The organism is Bradyrhizobium sp. UFLA01-814 (assembly GCF_046718885.1).
GTDB lineage: Bacteria > Pseudomonadota > Alphaproteobacteria > Rhizobiales > Xanthobacteraceae > Bradyrhizobium > Bradyrhizobium elkanii.
Genome location: NZ_JAQOSR010000043.1, coordinates 17,701 through 34,826 on the forward strand (window position 1 = coordinate 17,701; position 17,126 = coordinate 34,826).

General features: G+C 61.1%; 12 protein-coding genes, 1 tRNA gene and 1 pseudogene. 7 read left to right on the forward strand and 7 right to left on the reverse strand.

Going from position 1 to position 17,126, the window contains the following annotated elements; translation table 11 throughout:
- Nucleotides 1-103: 103 nt before the first annotated feature.
- From PMN64_RS15500 to PMN64_RS15510, 3 genes are all read right to left on the reverse strand, one after another.
- Complete coding sequence (locus PMN64_RS15500; RefSeq protein ID WP_137483592.1) at nt 104-322, reverse strand: hypothetical protein; 219 nt, start codon at nt 320-322, stop codon at nt 104-106.
- Between the two features lie 363 nt (nt 323-685).
- Nucleotides 686-1,399 carry a flagellar hook assembly protein FlgD gene (locus tag PMN64_RS15505; protein ID WP_069276532.1) on the reverse strand — a complete coding sequence of 238 codons (714 nt, stop codon included), beginning with the start codon at nt 1,397-1,399 and terminating at the stop codon, nt 686-688.
- A gap of 10 nt (nt 1,400-1,409) precedes the next feature.
- Nucleotides 1,410-2,993 (reverse strand): flagellar hook-length control protein FliK, encoded by a 1,584-nt coding sequence (locus PMN64_RS15510; protein WP_411781245.1) that lies wholly within the window; start codon nt 2,991-2,993, stop codon nt 1,410-1,412.
- 358 nt (nt 2,994-3,351) lie between these two features.
- On the opposite strand from PMN64_RS15510, the gene mnmA reads away from it, so the two are divergent.
- The 4 genes from mnmA to PMN64_RS15530 all read left to right on the forward strand — a co-directional run bounded on the left by mnmA (nt 3,352) and on the right by PMN64_RS15530 (nt 5,874).
- Nucleotides 3,352-4,548 (forward strand): tRNA 2-thiouridine(34) synthase MnmA, encoded by a 1,197-nt coding sequence (mnmA, locus tag PMN64_RS15515; RefSeq protein WP_304497105.1) that lies wholly within the window; start codon nt 3,352-3,354, stop codon nt 4,546-4,548.
- A gap of 75 nt (nt 4,549-4,623) precedes the next feature.
- On the forward strand, nt 4,624-5,262 hold the full coding sequence (locus tag PMN64_RS15520) for a class I SAM-dependent methyltransferase (RefSeq protein ID WP_028333443.1): 639 nt from the start codon (nt 4,624-4,626) through the stop codon (nt 5,260-5,262).
- Between the two features lie 53 nt (nt 5,263-5,315).
- On the forward strand, nt 5,316-5,681 hold the full coding sequence (locus PMN64_RS15525) for a hypothetical protein (protein WP_038382296.1): 366 nt from the start codon (nt 5,316-5,318) through the stop codon (nt 5,679-5,681).
- A 116-nt stretch (nt 5,682-5,797) separates the two neighbouring features.
- Nucleotides 5,798-5,874 (forward strand) — tRNA-Met (locus PMN64_RS15530).
- Here PMN64_RS15530 and PMN64_RS15535 read toward each other — a convergent pair.
- The gene (locus PMN64_RS15535) at nt 5,831-7,462 is read right to left on the reverse strand and encodes a recombinase family protein (RefSeq protein WP_411781267.1); all 1,632 of its coding nucleotides are present in this window, start codon (nt 7,460-7,462) and stop codon (nt 5,831-5,833) included. The genes PMN64_RS15530 and PMN64_RS15535 overlap by 44 nt on opposite strands.
- Nucleotide 7,463: 1 nt before the next feature.
- Here PMN64_RS15535 and PMN64_RS15540 point away from each other — a divergent pair, with 1 nt between their 5' ends.
- The 3 genes and pseudogenes from PMN64_RS15540 (at nt 7,464) to PMN64_RS15550 (ending at nt 12,633) form a co-directional block, all read left to right on the forward strand.
- Nucleotides 7,464-7,610, forward strand: coding sequence for a hypothetical protein (locus PMN64_RS15540; RefSeq protein WP_411781246.1), 147 nt, complete (start codon nt 7,464-7,466; stop codon nt 7,608-7,610).
- A 1,952-nt stretch (nt 7,611-9,562) separates the two neighbouring features.
- Nucleotides 9,563-11,805: pseudogene (locus PMN64_RS15545) on the forward strand (hypothetical protein).
- A 666-nt stretch (nt 11,806-12,471) separates the two neighbouring features.
- Nucleotides 12,472-12,633: an EscU/YscU/HrcU family type III secretion system export apparatus switch protein gene (locus PMN64_RS15550; protein WP_411781268.1), complete on the forward strand. Its 162-nt coding sequence runs from the start codon at nt 12,472-12,474 to the stop codon at nt 12,631-12,633.
- A gap of 285 nt (nt 12,634-12,918) precedes the next feature.
- Here PMN64_RS15550 and PMN64_RS15555 read toward each other — a convergent pair whose 3' ends face one another.
- Genes PMN64_RS15555 through PMN64_RS15565 form a run of 3 tightly spaced genes read right to left on the reverse strand, consistent with a single transcriptional unit; the run spans nt 12,919 to nt 15,775 of the window.
- The gene (locus tag PMN64_RS15555) at nt 12,919-13,581 is read right to left on the reverse strand and encodes a CpaD family pilus assembly lipoprotein (protein ID WP_411781247.1); all 663 of its coding nucleotides are present in this window, start codon (nt 13,579-13,581) and stop codon (nt 12,919-12,921) included.
- Between the two features lie 9 nt (nt 13,582-13,590).
- A complete protein-coding gene (locus PMN64_RS15560; protein ID WP_411781248.1) occupies nt 13,591-15,081 on the reverse strand; it encodes a type II and III secretion system protein family protein in 1,491 nt (496 codons plus the stop codon).
- A 4-nt stretch (nt 15,082-15,085) separates the two neighbouring features.
- Entirely contained in the window at nt 15,086-15,775 is a 690-nt protein-coding gene (locus tag PMN64_RS15565; RefSeq protein WP_411781249.1) for a response regulator, read from the reverse strand.
- Nucleotides 15,776-17,126: the final 1,351 nt, after the last annotated feature.

The window sequence follows — 17,126 nt, forward strand, 5'->3', positions numbered from 1 at the left end:
ACGGCGGGCCGCCAGGAACGGCGGCGGCCCGCGCTCAGCCGGAACGCCTGATCCGCAGGGCAAGCGCCGTTCGGTCAGCGGCCATCGACCGCGTCGGCCGCGATCAGAGACCGATGCTGGCCACAGCCGCTTGCGCGATCCCCTTCGCGTCGAGGGCGCCGGTCTTACCGATCTCGATGACCTTGCGGGCCACGATCTCGCAAAGCGGATCGTTGCGATCGACCAGACCCATCGAATGCAGCGCCAGGCTGAACGCCCTGTTGAAGAGATCGATTTGCTCCGGCGTGTATTCGCCCGTCTTCAGCAAGCGATTGATCGGCATTGTCGAGCCCCACAGCAAGCAGCCAATTGACATGATCATAGCATGGAACCCTCGCGATCGGCACCCGGCTTTCCCTGCGCCCTCTACAACAGAGAAGGCGGAACGAACAGCAAAGCTCGGGCAAATCATGTCGCGAGAATGCGGATGTTTGACTCACCGGCCGAACCACATATTCGGTGTCGTCCCTGCGAAAGCAGGGACCCATAACCACAAATGCTGATTGTTGAACGATGCTGGGACGACGAGTCCCCTTCTCAACACCCGCTGCGGCGTATGGGTCCCTGCTTTCGCAGGGACGACATTGGTGATTGTGGTGAGCGCGGTCGCCCGCTCAACGCGCAGCTACGGATCGTGGTAATGTGCTCAGCTCGAGCCAGTCGCCCCGCGCACCACGCGCTTGATCTTGTCGGTGGTGTAGGTCTGCCCGCCGATCGAGAGCAGCGGCGGGGAGGCGGTCAGGTCGACGGAATCGACGACGCCCTGCACCTCGGTCGAGATGGCGATCGGGTTGCCCTTGGAATCCTTGCCGGTGGCGGTCAGCGTGTAGGTGCCGGCCGGCCATTGCGTGCCGTCGTTGCCCTTGCCGTCCCAGACGAAGCTGGCATTGCCCTGCTTCAGGCTGAAATTGCCGGAATAGGCGGTCTGGCCGGTCGAGCTCGTGATCGTGATGGTGGCGCTGGTGGCTTGCGGGGACACCAGATTCCAGGTTGCGGATTTGTCGAACTGCGTCTTGCTGCCGTCGACCGCGACCGTGTTGCCGACATAGACCAGCGCCTGGGTCGACTGCGCGCTCTTCTCGATCTCGATCAGCGACTTCAGCTGATCGTTGGATTTCAGCTGCTGCTCGACGCCGGCGAACTGCACCAGCTGCTGGGTGAACTGGTTGGTGTCGAGCGGGTCGAGCGGGTTCTGGTTCTGCAACTGCGTGGTCAGCAGTGTCAGGAAGGTCTGGAAATTGTCGGCGATGCCCTGCGAGGAGGTCGTCAGGCCGCTGCCGCTGCTGCTTCCAGAGTTCGTTCCGTTGCTGGTGCCCGGTGCTGAGACGACGGGCGTCGGCATGGTTGCATCGACTGCCATGGTGAACTCCTTACACTCTGATATCGACGCCGCCGAGGGCGCCGGTTGCACGGCCGTAGGAGCGGCCCGCCGCTGCGGCGGGAACGCTGTCCTCCTCGGTGACGATCAAACGATGGGCGTTCGGATTGGACTGGCCATTGTTGTTCTGGCCCGACTGCGACTGGTCGCGCAGGCTGAACTGCAATCCGCCATTGCCGGTCGAGAGGCCGGCATTGTCGAGCGCGCGCTGCAGCTGGTTGGCGTCCTGGCGCAGCATCGACAGCGTTTCCGGGCGTTCGACGGTGAGATGCGAGGTGACCTGGCCGTTGCGATCGACATCGATGCGGACGTCGATGCGGCCGAGCTCGGCGGGGTCGAGCCTGATCTCGAAGCGACTCTTGCCGCTCTTGGCGGAGGCGGCGATCTGCATCGCAAGCCCGCTGAGCGGCACGGCGGCGCTTTGCGCGGCGTTGGTCACGGTCAATTGCGCGGTCGCAGACGGTGTCGTCTGGGTAGTCGCCAATTGAGCCTGGAATGTATTGGCCGCCTGCGCGCTGGAATCGGGCGTCGCGAGCGCGGACTGCGCAGCCGCCTGGCCGCCGACTGTCGGCGCGGCGTTGCCGTCGCCCTTGGCATCCGACTTGATGGCATCGGCCGCGCCGTCCGCGGCGGCCTTCGCCTTGCCGGCGACGGCGGTCGGTTGCGCGACTGCGGGGACGATGTTGGTCGGCGCGCCCTGCGCGGTGCCCTGGGCTGCGCCGTCCTGATCGGCAGGGGCCGTCGCGGCTGCGTCCGCCGTGGCAACCTGCGCCTTGGCCTGCGTCGTCGTCTTCGTGGTGGGCGTTCCGGCGGCAACCGTGGCGGCGAGCGCCGCATCGCCGGTCGCCGTCGCGGCGCCCGGAACCGTCGTCGCATCGGTGGTGGTGATGATTTGCGCGTCGGTCTTGACGCCGGCCGCCTTGGCGACCTTGTCGGCGTTCGCCGTGGTGGCCGCCGCCGTTGCGGTGTCGGCGCCGGCTGGCGCACCGGTGCCGGCGGCGGCACCCGCGCCGGCGATGGCCGAGCTTGCCGCGATGGCCGCAGCCGCGATCGCCAGTGGTGCTGTGGGCTGGTCCGACGGCGCGGCGGTTGTCGCGGTCGGAGCGGTCGCCGGTGTAGCGGCCGCGGCCGCGATCACGGCATTGACAGTCGTGGCCCCGGATGTGTCCGGCTGCACAGCGGCTTGGGTCGCAGACGTCTTGTCATCGGTGGACTGCGTATCGGTGCTCGACTTCGAGTCGTCCGATTTCGATTTCGACTTGGTCTTGGGCGGCGCGTCGCTGTCGCTGTCGACCTTGTTGTCATCGCGCGAGCTGGCGGCATCTCGCGACGTCCGGTCAGGGGCCGTGCTGTTGTCGCGGGAGCGTGCATCTGTCGTCGAGGCCGAATCGTCGGACCGCCGCGAGGGCGCCGGCTCGGAGTCGTAGCGACTGTCGTTTGTGGACGCAGTGTTGCTGTCGACCAGCGCGGCAAAGCCGTCGTTCCCCGCCTGCGAAGCGGAATCGGGCCGCGACGACCGCTGCGTCGCGCCCTGAAAAGACCGGCCTGCCAATGCTTCCGACGTGACGCTGACCACTGCCAACCCTCGCAAATGAGACTTCCGGCGTTTTGTCAGCAAGGAGTGGGCCAACCACGGATGGTAATAAATAATGAGTTATTTCATATGGTTGCTGGCTGTCGTGGCCGGCTGGAGCGGGTTCCCGGCGGGTCTCCTTTTTGCCCGGCGGCAAGATTTGCCGTCCACGCGCGGCACGGCACAGCTTCCGCCGGATTGCCTCACCGGAATACGGCCTATATTAAAGGTGGCCTCCGACGCGTCCGAACCGACCGAACCGGCTTGGACGTGTTCTAAGGCTCTCTGGACAAAAGGCTTTTTCCAATATCGTCGCGGAGCGCATAAGCTCGCCGCGACAGTGACCAATGACCGCTTAAAGATGCTCAACAGTCTGGATCTCGAAGGCCGCCCTGAAGACACACGGATCGTCGTTGCCATGTCCGGCGGCGTCGACTCGTCGGTGACGGCTGCGCTGTTGAAGTCGCAGGGCTATGACGTGGTCGGGATCACGCTGCAACTCTACGACCACGGCGCCGCGACCCATCGCAAGGGCGCCTGCTGCGCCGGCCGCGACATCCACGATGCGCGCAATGTCGCCGAGCGGATCGGCATCCCGCATTACGTGCTCGACTACGAAAGCCGCTTCAAGCAATCGGTGATCGACAATTTCGCCGACAGCTACGCGCTCGGCGAGACGCCGGTGCCGTGCATCGAGTGCAACCGTTCGGTCAAGTTTCGCGATCTGCTCGCGACCGCGCGCGAGCTCGGGGCGCAGGCGCTTGCCACCGGCCACTATGTCGCCTCGCGGCGGCTTGCCGACGGATCGCGCTCGCTCACTTGCGCCGCGGATGCCGATCGCGACCAGAGCTATTTCCTGTTCGCGACCACGCGCGAGCAGCTCGACTTCCTGCGCTTCCCGCTCGGCGACATGACCAAGCCGCAGACCCGCGAGCTGGCGCGGCGCTTCGATCTCGAGGTCGCCGACAAGCAGGACAGCCAGGACATCTGTTTCGTGCCGACCGGCCGCTACACCGACATCATCGGACGGCTGAAGCCGAACGCGATCGCGCCGGGCGACATCGTCGATCTCGACGGTCATGTGATCGGCCAGCACCAGGGCATCGTTCATTTCACCGTCGGCCAGCGCAAGGGGCTCGGCATTGCCTCCGGCAGCCCGCTCTATGTGGTCAAGCTCGATGCGGCGACGCGCCGTGTCGTGGTCGGGCCGCGCGAGGCGCTGCGGATGGATCGCATCGCGCTGCGCGACGTCAACTGGATCGGCGACGGCGCGCTGGATCGCGTGATCGGCGAGGGCATCGAGATCTATGTCCGCGTGCGCTCGACGCGCGCGCCGCAGCCGGCGTGGTTGCGCGCCGTCGATGGCGGCTATGAGGTCGAGCTCGTCGCCGGCGAGGAGGGCGTGTCGCCCGGCCAGGCCTGCGTGTTCTACGACGCAGCCTCCGGGCAGGCGCGTGTGCTCGGCGGCGGCTTCATTAGGAGTGCAAGCGCAAGCCGCGCAATACGGGCCGCGACGCAGGATGCGATGGCGCCGATTGCAGAAGCGGTTCGCGGATAGCGCATGATCCGGAAAAGTGGGGACCGGTTTTCCGCGACGATCATGCGCAAACAAGAGTAACTTCGGGGCAGGGGAATGGCTGGGGACATCGACCGCGAAGGGGTCGAAAAGGCGTATGGCCGCTGGGCGCCGATCTACGATCTGGTGTTCGGCAAGGTGTTCGATCAGGGCCGTCAGTCGACGATCGCGGAGGCCGACCGGATCGGCGGACGCGTGCTCGACGTCGGCGTCGGCACCGGGCTGTCGCTGTCGGAATACAAGCGCACCACGAAACTATGCGGCGTCGATATATCCGAGCCGATGCTGCGGCGGGCGCTCAAACGCGTGCGCACGCAGGGACTCAGCAATGTCGAGGCGCTGGCGGTGATGGACGCCAAGAATCTCGCGTTTCCGGATGCGTTCTTCGACGCGGTGGTCGCGCAATATGTCATCACCGCGGTGCCGGATCCCGAGGCGACGCTCGACGATTTCATCCGTGTGCTGAAGCCCGGCGGCGAATTGATCCTGGTCAATCACATCGGCGCCGAGAGCGGCCCGCGCCGCGTCTTCGAGCTTGCCTTCGCGCCGCTGGCGCGGCGGCTCGGCTGGCGTCCGGAATTTCCGTGGGAGCGGTTGACCAATTGGGCAGCGAAGCATGGCGGGGTCAGCCTTGCGGAGCGCCGGCCGATGCCGCCGATGGGGCATTTCTCGCTGATCCGCTTCCGCAAATCGTGAGATTGCGGCGATTTTGACGGGGAACATCGGCGCGCCGTCACGGTTTTCTCGTCATGAGGATCAATCGAACACTCGCTTTATCCTGTGTGCTGATGATGGCACCCGCGGTGGCCGTGGCGCAGGCGCCGCCGACATCAGCCACACCGCCGGCCCAGACCGCGCCACCGGCGCCGTCGCGCACCGCCGCGAATTGCGCGCCGCAGCAGCCTTCGCATCCCGGTGCTGTGGTTCCGGAAGGAACCACCACCGGGCAGAGCAGCCAGCCGCTGGGCGACAAGCTCGCCAAATCCGACGGGGTGTTGTGCCCGCCGGCCGGGGTCGATCCCGAAATGCGTGCGCCGACCCCGCAAGGCGGCAACACGCCGGTGATTCCACCGCCCGGCAGCCCCGGCGGCGACCAATCGGTGAGGCCGAAATAGCCTCTGTCTGCAATAAGTTGCTGCCCCGTCCGCCTTTGCTTGACAGGCGCGCATACCACTCTTTATATGCCGCGCGTTCGCACCCGCGGCTCACCAGCCGCCGATTGCGAACCCATGGCGGGGTAGCTCAGCTGGTTAGAGCACGGGAATCATAATCCTGGGGTCGGGGGTTCGAGTCCCTCCCCCGCTACCATGTATGACCCACTATTGCGGTGAGCCTGCGGAAAGGCGTCCCCGCCGATTAGCGCGGCGAGCTTACCTTTCACCTCGACCTCGAACCCTTCCCGTGGTCCCTTCGGGTGGACCGTGACGCTGTGCACAAGAGCCCGAAAGTCGTCGACCAGGGAACCTCGGTCGTCCTTCGCCTCGGTGTGGCCGGCCATTGTCTCCGCAAGTGCGTTCACCGTGATTATGTAGCGGTCCAGAGTCGCTGGATGGAGCGCGACGGGAACTGGAGCTTCTTCGAGTGCGGCTAGTTCGGCCTCGACGCGCAATCGCTCTTCCTTCAGCTCCCCGATTCTTTGCTTGGCGTCCTCCTCCGAAATTACGTAATTGATCACGAGATCAATGTTGCGCTGGCGCTCCCCTTCGATCCGATCACGTTTTGCTTCCAGTCGCGCGCGCACTGCGACTGCGTCCCCGGCAAGCCGTTCCCGTTCACTGTTGTAGTTGCGGACATAAGTCTCGATCAGCTGCGGGTCTTTCAGTTCTTCCGCCATGCCGCTGAGCACAAGTCTTTCGATGTCGCGCAGGTAGATGATCCTTCGATTCGAACAACTCCCGCTCTCGCGAACCGCCGAACAGCGAATCCTGGTCTTTCCAGTCTTGTCACGGTCATGAACCGACATCCCCGATCCGCAACAACCGCAGCGAAGGAGACCGGAGAGGAGGTGCGGTGCCCGTCGCTTCACGTGGCTGGCCAAGTGGCTCTTCTCGGTTTTCAGAGCGTGAGCCTGCTCCCAAACGGACTGTTCGACGATGCGCAGCTGAGGCGCCTCAATGCTCTGCCACTCATCACGAGGGTTCGGGCGAGACAGCCGCTTGCCGGTGTCAGGATCCTTGACCATCCGGACTTTGTTCCAAACGATCCGCCCGGCATAGAGTTCGTTGAAGATGAGCCCAGCACCACGTTCGGCGTTCCCATTGATCGTCGACGCGTTCCATAGCCGGCCTCGCGGCGGACGAACGTTTTCTCGGTTGAGATCGTGTGCGATGTCCCGCGGCGTTCGTCCCCTGGCATAGGCCGTGAAAATACGCCGGACGATCGCAGCTTCGTCTTCGACGATTTCGAGTTCGCCGGCTTTGCCGGGAATGGCTCGATATCCGTAGGCGCGTCCCCCGGCGTGTCGACCGTCGCGTATCACACCGGCCATGCCGCGACGGACCTTCTTCGCACCGTCTTCGCGCTGCATCTGTCCAACGAGGCCGCGAATTCCAATCAAGATCGAGTCCGCCGTGCCGTCATGAACGGCTTGGATTTCGATGCCTTGGAAAGATAACCTTTTGTGGATGCCGGCTAGGTCTTCCATGTCACGAGAAAGCCGATCCAACGCTTCCACAATGACAACGGTGAAACGTTGTTGGCGCGCCGCATCCATAAGCTGCATCAAGCCATCGCGGCCGAATACAGAGGCTCCAGAACGAGCCTTGTCCTCGAAGGTCGCAACGACGTTGAGTTGATGACGGGCCGCATAGGCCCTACACAGAGCAACCTGATCTTCAGTCGACTTTTCGTTTTGAAGCTCGGTCGAGAACCGAGCATAAACTGCTGCGGACTTCATCTTGAACACCACCGCTGATGCGTTTCTCGCTGGCGGCGTCAATGTGAGTTTTCATCAGCCGCTCATTCTCGAAGAGATGATCGCGCCTCGCATCGGCGATTGCAAGGGCTTCAACGAATTTGACCAAGGCGCGATCTATTCCAGGTGAGTTTACGCACCGTGGTGCATGATGAAGAACTTCCTTCGCTTTCGCACGCTTCATAACGCCAGGATGCTGGAAGCGGTTCAAGAAGGATAGGTTCCTTAGGCATCGATCGCAGAATTGGATATGATCGAAAGAAAAATCGATAGCTTCTCGGAAGCGTAGAGATCTGAGCAGGCGTTATTGCTCTCGCAGATAAGGCTCAGCAATCCCCGCAACCACACCGTCATGAGCAACGGGTAACGAGTAGCTTCGTTGATTTTGCTGCTTTGTCCTTTGAGTCCGATCGCATTCGTTGCATTTTGGCCGGTCGTTTCTTGTGCGGTCCGTGGTCATTTGTTGAAACCGTAGGCGTTGTGCACGCGCGCACCAGCCGAGTGGCCGGGTCTCCTTGAGCCTGACGCGATGTGCTCCGCCGGGCTCACGACCTGGCTATCGGTCTCCGAAGCTGTGAGCCTTAATGCGCGATGAACCGGTTGAACCGGTCGGGGTCAGGCGCGCGTACTAACGCGGCCTTTTCGCCAGCCATAGCCGAATCAGAGGAGTTTTGTGCGTGTCGTAGTTGTTCATGACGAGATGGATGTCGAGTTCGCGCGGCACGGCGGCCTAGTTTCGCCCAGGATAGGGAACTAAGCGGCTCGGTGCCGTCCGTAACACTTGCCGATGGCCCGCCCGGAGGTGCCGTGCCTTCTGTAGTCATGGCTCTTCGGGCCGACCGGGCCGCATCAGGAGGACCGCGATCAGCGCCAGAGATGGACTTCTCATCCATACACAGCACGATGCCGTGTCCCCTCGAACGGCCTGCACTCCAAGACTGACTTCAGGCTGATACCAACTAGTAGCTCTGCACAGTGATTATGACTCTTTGGAAGTGTCGAGATTGGCGAGGCCTAAATCGGTGCAGGACTAGTCTGTCATGAACATGCATTGGATGCGAGAGCTTGCTGCATTCGCTCTGGCTTCCAGAGCGGCGATTTCGTGGCACGGCTGCTTTGGGATTGTCGATCCTGCGATCGAGCCCCTGTCCCCGCAAGACTCGGCCGAGATCGGTTGACGCGCCTCGCCCATGTGTTGCACCGGGTATCTTCGAAGCACACCATCGGACCTTGCGATCGGACCTCGCCGTAGAGGCCGAGCAAGTCTTACATGAGGGCGACGTACTCACCATCCACCGGCGGGACTGATGCCTCGACCTGATGGTGGCTAGTTGGTTCAGACACGGGATCTCTTCGCCCACTGATCCCTGTACTCAGCGACATCAACCGCATTGTTATTGCCTGCCCGCTACGCGCACCCACTGGCGCCAACTAACTGGCGCCAACTGCTTGAAGCGCGCGCACACATTTTCGCCGATAACTGGTCTCAAAGGTTGAGCCAACGATGGGAGGCAATCAGCATTGGTTCAGACAGAAAGAAGCGTAGTCGAGCACATGCTCGCATCATTGACAATCAGCGCGCTGCGGAATCGGGTCGCCCCCACTCAGGAAGAGGTGATGCATCATTTGAAACTCGCTTACGAAAGAGCGGGCCTCGTCCCCACGCAGGCATCTACGATCCGAATATTGCAGCGTGCCTTACTTCAGATCAATGAGGCTGAGACGATGCTGGAGTTCATAGGCCGGGGCGAAGAGCTGCCGCACTGAGTTGACGAATGATGTTCCTTGACGCTCATCGCAATCACTCGATCTGAGTGACGGAAGGTGTCAACTGGTGGTGTGAGCTCGCGCGGTCTGACGAGCCGATCGCCATGCCAAGGAACGGTGAGTCTTTGCGCCTCGCACCGACCGCTGCGCTATCACTGGTGGTCGGAAGTCTACGGGGACCATTTGTCCATGCGGAGTTTCACTTCACCGGGACGTAGATTTTTTGTGCATCCGGTAGTTACTTTTCGTCAGCTAGTTGTCAGCCAGACAGCCTATCTCGAAAGGCCTCGCACTATCGCCTGTACGGAGGTGGAAATGACTGGCACTGGCCGACTTGGCAAATCGCAGGTTGGCGCTGCTAGAGCCGACAGCACATGGGGATCGAGCAGTTCGCGCTCGGATTCTGGTCTTGCCGCGGGGGAGGGCAGCCAATCATTCGATTCCGTCGTGGAGCGGATGCACGCTCGGAGTCACGATGGAGCCGTGCCGGTCACTAGCCAGCCGACAACTTCGGGTATGGCAGTCCCCACTGCCTCGACAGGCGACGAGATCGAAGCAGCAAAACAACAAATGGACGGCCTACTTGAGGAACTTGACACTTGCCGGAATGCGGCCACGCTGCCGAACTCGTCGGAGGCGCAAGAGCTGATCGACCGGCTCGTCGAGGCAGGCTCAAAAGTACTGAACTACTATGCAAGCCTGTCCAAGCATGTGGCGCGTCGCGTTCTGTCCGACGATCGGGCTCGCCGAATCCGCGATGAAGCACTCCATGCGGCGGAGCAATGCAACATATTGGCTACCCCGGCCATCTACGCCTTGGAGCAGAGCAGGAAGAGTGCGGCCACCGTGCTCGACCGGATGCGCCGATTCAACGCTACTTCCGATCAGCTGAGCCGAGCGAGTTCCAGTGTGGCGGACCGCCATGAGGCCTGCATGAAGTGGTGGGAAAAGAAGGCATTGCGCTCGGAACGAATGCAGTCCGTCTGCGCGGCTACTGCGAACCTACCAAGTACAACGGCCCAGATGCGGCAGACTGAGGAGGCCGCGCTGCGGCTGCACACAGGCTGGCACTGTATACGAAATGCATGCATCTGGGATCACGGATCGCTCTCGCCCAGGTCATTATCGAGCCGCAGGCGAGCACGGTCGAACCAGCCATGAGGGAAATCCTCATGGCTGAGGACGGTCACGTGCGGCTGCTGGGAACCTTCAAAGCGGACGTTATTCCGGCATTCCACTCGGCGGCCGACGCTGTTCTAAACGGCAAAGGACGCGCACTCGATGCAGAGCACTGCGGCGTTCTGGAAGGAGTCATGGAGCGGCTTTCGGAATTTGCGTCGGCGTTACACGACATCGGTGCCAAGCTAAGTGATGGCGGAACAGGTGCCTGCCTCCCATTGGAAATGTTGGGCCAGATCGTGGAAAGCGCGTGGGTTACCGCTCACGAGGTCATGCGCTTCCTTGCACTGCAGCCGAAGACGGCGGTCATCAGTGCACCGCCGACCGACGCTGGGGCTGCGACACCGGCCGACACCAGCGGCGAGGCTGCGCCTGAAAGCGCGACAGTGCGCAGGAAGGGGAAAGGCAAACGCACGCCGGCCGCTAGCGCCGGGATTTCGCGGGCCGAGCGGCCGCAGCCGCAAGTCGCTACGTCTCCGGCAGCCAAGGTTCTCGTGCTTTCGGATCTAGGTACGAAGAAGCTCGTAAGCGCAGAGGAGGCGCATGCGGCAGCCTCATCGTCGGCGACGGCACGTTTGGCGATCTGGCAAGCCCCGCCCTCGATAGAGGGACTAACGCGACTCCTCAAGCGATTGGACGAACTTTTGCAATTCGATCTGCCCGGTCAGCAAAGGACCGCCGCCCAAGTACGCCAGATGAAACCCGAGGACGCCGACCACGTCGTGGAAACCGTGGTCGCGCGCTTGCGGACGCAGGCTACGGAGATGGAGGCATGTGTGGGCGCGTTGGAGGCGCCTCGTCGGCGCGGCCTGCTCACGCCTGCCCAAGTGCGCGAAGTGCACGACAAAATAGTCCGGCTCAATGTGATGTGCTCCGAAGCGCAGGGGCTGGCCAAGTCTTTGAATGAGCGAAAGGCGACGACTCGGATTGATTGCATGAAGACCTACGCCTTCCCCTCACAGAAGTACCTTGAACACTTGCGGGCGATCGAGGAATTGGCGGTTGCCGATCTACCGCGCCCCTTAAAGGGTGAACCAGGGGCGCTGTTCGAGATCAAGCTGCAGCCCAGCGCGTTCCGCAATGGTGCAATGCCGAGTCCGATGTGGGTGCACATTCATGCGAAACGGCCGGTACATGCGTGGCAGTTGGCGGTGCTGGATGACGCAGACTTCGCCGCTTGCCACGTCAAGTCCAATGAACAGCGCGGCTACAATCGGCAGTGGCAGAGCGCCCGCGCAGCGACAGGTCACGAGAATGTCGTGATCCACCGGGGCAAGCTAACACCTGCGTTCTGTAAGTCTTTGTTGACCACAGTGCTCCCACGCTATCCCCTTGGTGAGGCGGAGCATCCAGTCGACCAAGCCCGACACTTGACGTAGCTGGGCTTCTCACGTGAGTGGCGATCGCGCTGAAATCATCATTCAGACGTTCGAATCTGGAGCCGGCGGTTTGTAATCCGGTTACGGGCGTTCAGCAGTGGCTTCCAATTTCATGGAACATGCCAGGAGTGTTCGGTCTTCCGCCTCCGCCGACGACCCTTCCTCTTATCAGCACATAGCGCAACATTACCCTGCCTGGAGAAGAGGGACTCTTTTAGCCCCGACCCGACCGGAAGTCCGGCGCATTGTTCTTCTATCTGACCTTGGCTCGGCCAGTTGATGATTTTAGCGGGGCGCCGTTCAGGAGGTTGCCAATTAGGACGCGACGCTGGCGCCAGACGACGGTTCTACAAGCCTCCGTCAACGATAGGTCGACTTGACGACCCAAACCGTCGCCACCATAGCCGCGCTCTGGTCACCTCGGGCCTATATCCGCGGCCAGGTTCCTGGCACGCGGGTGAAAGCGCGCCAGGAAGACTCCGCCGCCATCATCCAGACGCATCGCCCGCCAGCGCGTCCTAGGCGACGGCATCGAGATCGAATCCAACACCAAGCGGGCGACTCGGCCGAAACCATCGCCAGCCAAGCGGCGGTCCGACTTGGGCGACCATCGCCACGCTTCTGAAGACGGCAATAACGAGGGTCGGTTCGCACGCCCGCGCAATTCTGGCGGCGGTGCTGGCCAATGGTGGACTGGTGTTCTCCTCTGAGTCGATGACATCGAAACTCGAGAACATTGATCGCAAAGGCCTGAAGCGTATCGCTTCTTTGCGTTCTCTCGTCGAGCTCGGCAAGACCTTGGTCAAGGTCCTCTGCCTTGCTTGTTGATCGACGGGTGAAGGCAGGCTCATCCGCCGATGCGGTATGGCCCGCTTCATTTCCTCTTCATTGAAGTAAAATCGTTGATCGCAATTGCCAGTGATGTTTCTCATCGGCCGATTGACCGACATCCCCCGTCCAGTTCTGGTAGTTTTTGCGCGGCATGCCATCACTGAAAGTGAGATCAAAATCCAAGACGCGCTCGGCATTCGAATCTGTGGCAAAAACAATTCCTGCCGAGGTCCAAGTCTAGTTCCTAGTGTGGACTCGCACTGCGGGTGACGGATGTTGGCGCTATCGAGAGGGCTGCACGGCCTGGGCGCCGGCTGACGTGGGATCTGACGACACCTTGTTGTTAGCTGGGCTCAAGTTGCTGTTGTTGCCCGTCGAAAAGGTTTTGTATGTGGCAACTGGAATGGCCGCACGATTGCCATCACCGGCGACAACGGCTTGGTTGTCAAGCAAGTCGTGCGGATCGTTGACCATGACGGCCAGGTTGTTGCGGATCGAACAGCCGAGCGTCGGATCGAAAGAATTGTCGTTCACTGAAGGGCCGATGATCGAAATCGACGGACAGGCGGGAGGGTGCGCCTCATACGTAATCGCCTCGATTCGCGCGGCAAAACCATCGCGCCTGTCGACGAGTGGGCCGTATAGGCGGATATTGTAAGCGTCGACGCCCATTGCGCGAGCCTCATGGGCTATCTGCGCTCCGAGCCGGGGCGAGGCGGCGATGTCGAGATGGAGCGCGTCGCGCCGACCGCGACTGGTACGCGCGATGAAATCCCACAGGCGCCGCCGTTCGGACCCTCGAAGACTCTGTAGCAGTAAAACATTCCTCTCCTGTTGAATCTGGACTGCCTGCGCGGCCGGCTCTAGATAAGTCGGCGCCGTGCTCGTACAGCCACCTAGACTGGCCGTCAGAGCGATCAGGCAGCCCACGATTCGCGCTATCATTGTCGATCCTCATTCGATGATGTGGCCGGCACCCCGTGTCGCGCTTGGTACGCTGGTCGAGGGAGCACCGCGGCCAGGCGGGCGAGTTGCCAATGTGTTCGTCAGACTGCGTCCCAGGTCTGAGGGAGGCGCGATGCGGTCGGTAGGAGCACTCATCTGTCTCGTGTTCGATCCGGGCCGCACGACATAGGGGGTGACGATAATTACGAGTTCCGTCTCCTCCTTTTGAAAAGAGGATGAGCGAAACAGCGCACCAAGAATCGGCACGTCACCCAGCCAAGGGAAAGTCGTGATATCCGTGTTGAAGTTACGGCGGATTAGCCCGCCGATTGCAAAGCTTTGGCCGCTAGCGAGCTCGACGACCGTGTTGGCACGCCGAGTGGAGAGTGCCGGCACGGAGATGCCGTTGATGGTAACAGCGCCTTGCGCCGATAGTTCGCTGACTTCAGGCTTTACGCGGATATTAATCTGATTGTTACTGAGAACGGTCGGCACAAACTCCAGGCTGACGCCGAAGTGGCGGAATTCGACGGAGACCTGGCGATTATCCTGCAAGACCGGGATAGGAAATTCGCCGCCGGCCAGGAAGCTGGCGGATTCACCGGACATGGCGGTGAGGTTCGGTTCAGCGAGGACTGAGGCGAGGCGCTCATGGGCCAGTGCATCGAGTACAGCGCTGACGTTGACACCCCCGGAGTTGAATCCGATCTTTGCCGTACCGCCGCCCTGGGCCGCGCCATTGCCACCGCCACTGCCACTGATCAAGCCGAGCGTGAAAGGGCCAGCTTGACCGGAAGCGGAGAGGTTGACGCCGAGCTCTTTCATGGCGCTACGGGAGACCTCCGCCACGCGCACGCTGAGATTAACCTGCAATGACCCAGCCACCTGGATCTTGTTGACGACGAGGGCGCCTGTACCGAGAAATTGCTCAGTTACTTTCATGGCGCTATCGACGATCTCCGCATTGGGCGCCGTACCGCTCAGGATGGCTCCGCGCGGGGTGTAGCTGACTTGGATCGGATAGTCGCCGACCTGGGCTTTCAGCGTGGCACGCAGGTCCTCGATCGGCTGCGTGACGACAACACGCAATTCAGCTAGCGCTTCCCCGCTTTCGTTCAGTGCGAACAAGCTGGTTCGTCCGGATTTTTTGCCAAAAACGAAAATGGTCTTGTTCGAAGGCGCCTGATAGTCCGCGATCGTAGGATCAGCGACAAAGATGCTCGCAGCTGGCGCGGGCAGATGAATTGTCTTACCGAGCGACGAGGAAAGGGTCAGCGTACCGTTGATGCCCTCAGGAGCCGCACGCCGCGGTCCCCCTCCATCATCCCGTTTGATCTGAGCTATGGCCGCAGGCGGGGATAGCAGAACGACCACGCACAGGAGCTGCGAAAGACAAGCAAGCAAGCCGGACGAAAGGGCGTTGGTGGCGATCGGTCCTCGATTGACACCAGCATGCTTATCAAGAACGAGTTTCAAGATGGTCGTTTCTTTCAAGTTCAATCGACTACGCGGCCGACGCCGCACATTTCAATTCGAGGACGTAGCCGATCCCGCGCGCGGTTTTGATCCACAACGTCGCGCCCGACCGGCTCAAATGACCGCGTAAACGATAGATTCCGACCTCAAGCGCATTGGTTGAGACTTCGTTGTCAAATGCATAGAGGCTGTCCTCCAACGAAGAGCGCGCTACGGTGCGCCCTGCGCGGCTGAGCAGATGTTCAAGAATGCACACCTCGCGGCGCGCGATCCTCAGCGGCCGACCATTAACGTAGGCCTGCCGACCGATCGGATCGAATCTTAGATTGCCGAAAGCAACGACGGGCGCCGTCATTTGCGTTGATCGGCGCAATGTGGCCCGCATCCGCGCGATGAGTTCATCGGTAGATACGGGTTTAGGCAGGAAGTCGTCCGCGCCGCCATTGAAGATCGCGATACGCCTGCCGAGCTCGTTACAGCTGCTCATTATCAGGGCAGGCATCGAATGTCCGTCGCGTCTCAACTGTTTCAGCCAATCCAATCCGTTTCCATCCGGGAGAACCAACTCGAGCAGGAGAATGTCATAGCTGGCGCAACCAAAAGCGGCGGCTGCCTCATCGAGAGTGCACGCTACGTCAACGGCAAAACCGCAATCCGAGAGCGCTTCGTGTACAATGCGCACTGGGTCCGTTTCGTGATCAACCAGTAGCGTTCGCATTCATCACCTCTTCTCAAGTCGTGCCAAGAACGCTGAGAAAATCACCCTGGAACTTGACCCGCGAGCGAAATTGAGCGGTCCCCGCTTGCGCGTAAATGTTGGCAGCCGGAATGAACTAAGCAGAGCCGTACTGGCCAATCGAACACCTGATCCGGCCCATTGCTAGCTCGAGTCCTATTCCCGACGGCCTGTGGCTCGCATGCAGCATGATGGCGTCCAATCTGGATTGGCTGCAGGGGCACAGGCCGCGATCAATCAAATGTAGCGACAAGCTTGGCGGCACCTCGTCCATCGCCACGACAATTTGGGAAGTTGTTGTCGACATTGTGAGTTATGATTGCGAGAAACACATGAGTTGGTGAAATCGATTGTTTGGATGAAATGCATTCACATGGCGGATCGATAACACGGCGATTCTGTGGTCTGGACCAGATCGATCGATGTTCTGAACACCGACCGCTGTTGCATGGCATCGGCGTTGAATGGCGACAGAGCATAATGGGCATATGCGTCGCCGACTTGCCGGGCCTCACGCAGCCGGTAGATGTTCCGTAGCCGAGCGACCAGGCCGTGGCATCCCTGATGGATGCGGTCATGGCCGATCTGAGCAGCAGCACCTCGGCAAGTGCCGCCGCGCACGCGTGTCCATCGCCCGATGCGATGACCGGCGCGGTGCGAGAAATGTAGCGGAAGATCGAACGTTTCGAGCCAGAAAGCCGATCGCTGACCTCTCAGTTTCGAGAGATCTCGACAATTGCATTCGGCGCGTAGAGGCTGCGTTGGGCCTAGATGAATAGCTCCGATAAGTTGACGCTTAAGGACTTTCAGCATCAAGGCTCGCGCGTTAAACTTGATGTCGCACCGCAAGTTTAAATCTCGAACTCAGCGATTTCCTGAAATCCTGTCCGTTTCGGGACGGTGCGGTGGCTGTGTATCTTGTCGCGGGGCCTGCTGCTTTCGCAAATCCGCCGTCGCTTCACACTACCGGTTCGAATAGAACACCAGGATGTGGTGATGACGAATAGAGACTTGAGGCTTGGGCTCAATCGCGAGTTTCATGCTATGGCATTCAGCCTGCGTTTCGACCGTACATGGACGTATACAGATGTCCGCAAGATTCGCACCGTATCGTCGCGGAGCGTGGCATCGCATTTCGCGTCGTGCTTTCTGACTGCGAGCTGGCCAGTGTTCGGTTGCGCACTGAAACCGGATTTTAGCGGATCTCGACAATCGCGCTCCCGCTCTCAACGACGTTCGCCTACGTGGTGGCTTTCGATAGCGGCGAGATGCACAAGCGTCGACGACTATCACATGAGCTTGCTGCGGATTGAATTGGGCAACCTTAATCAGC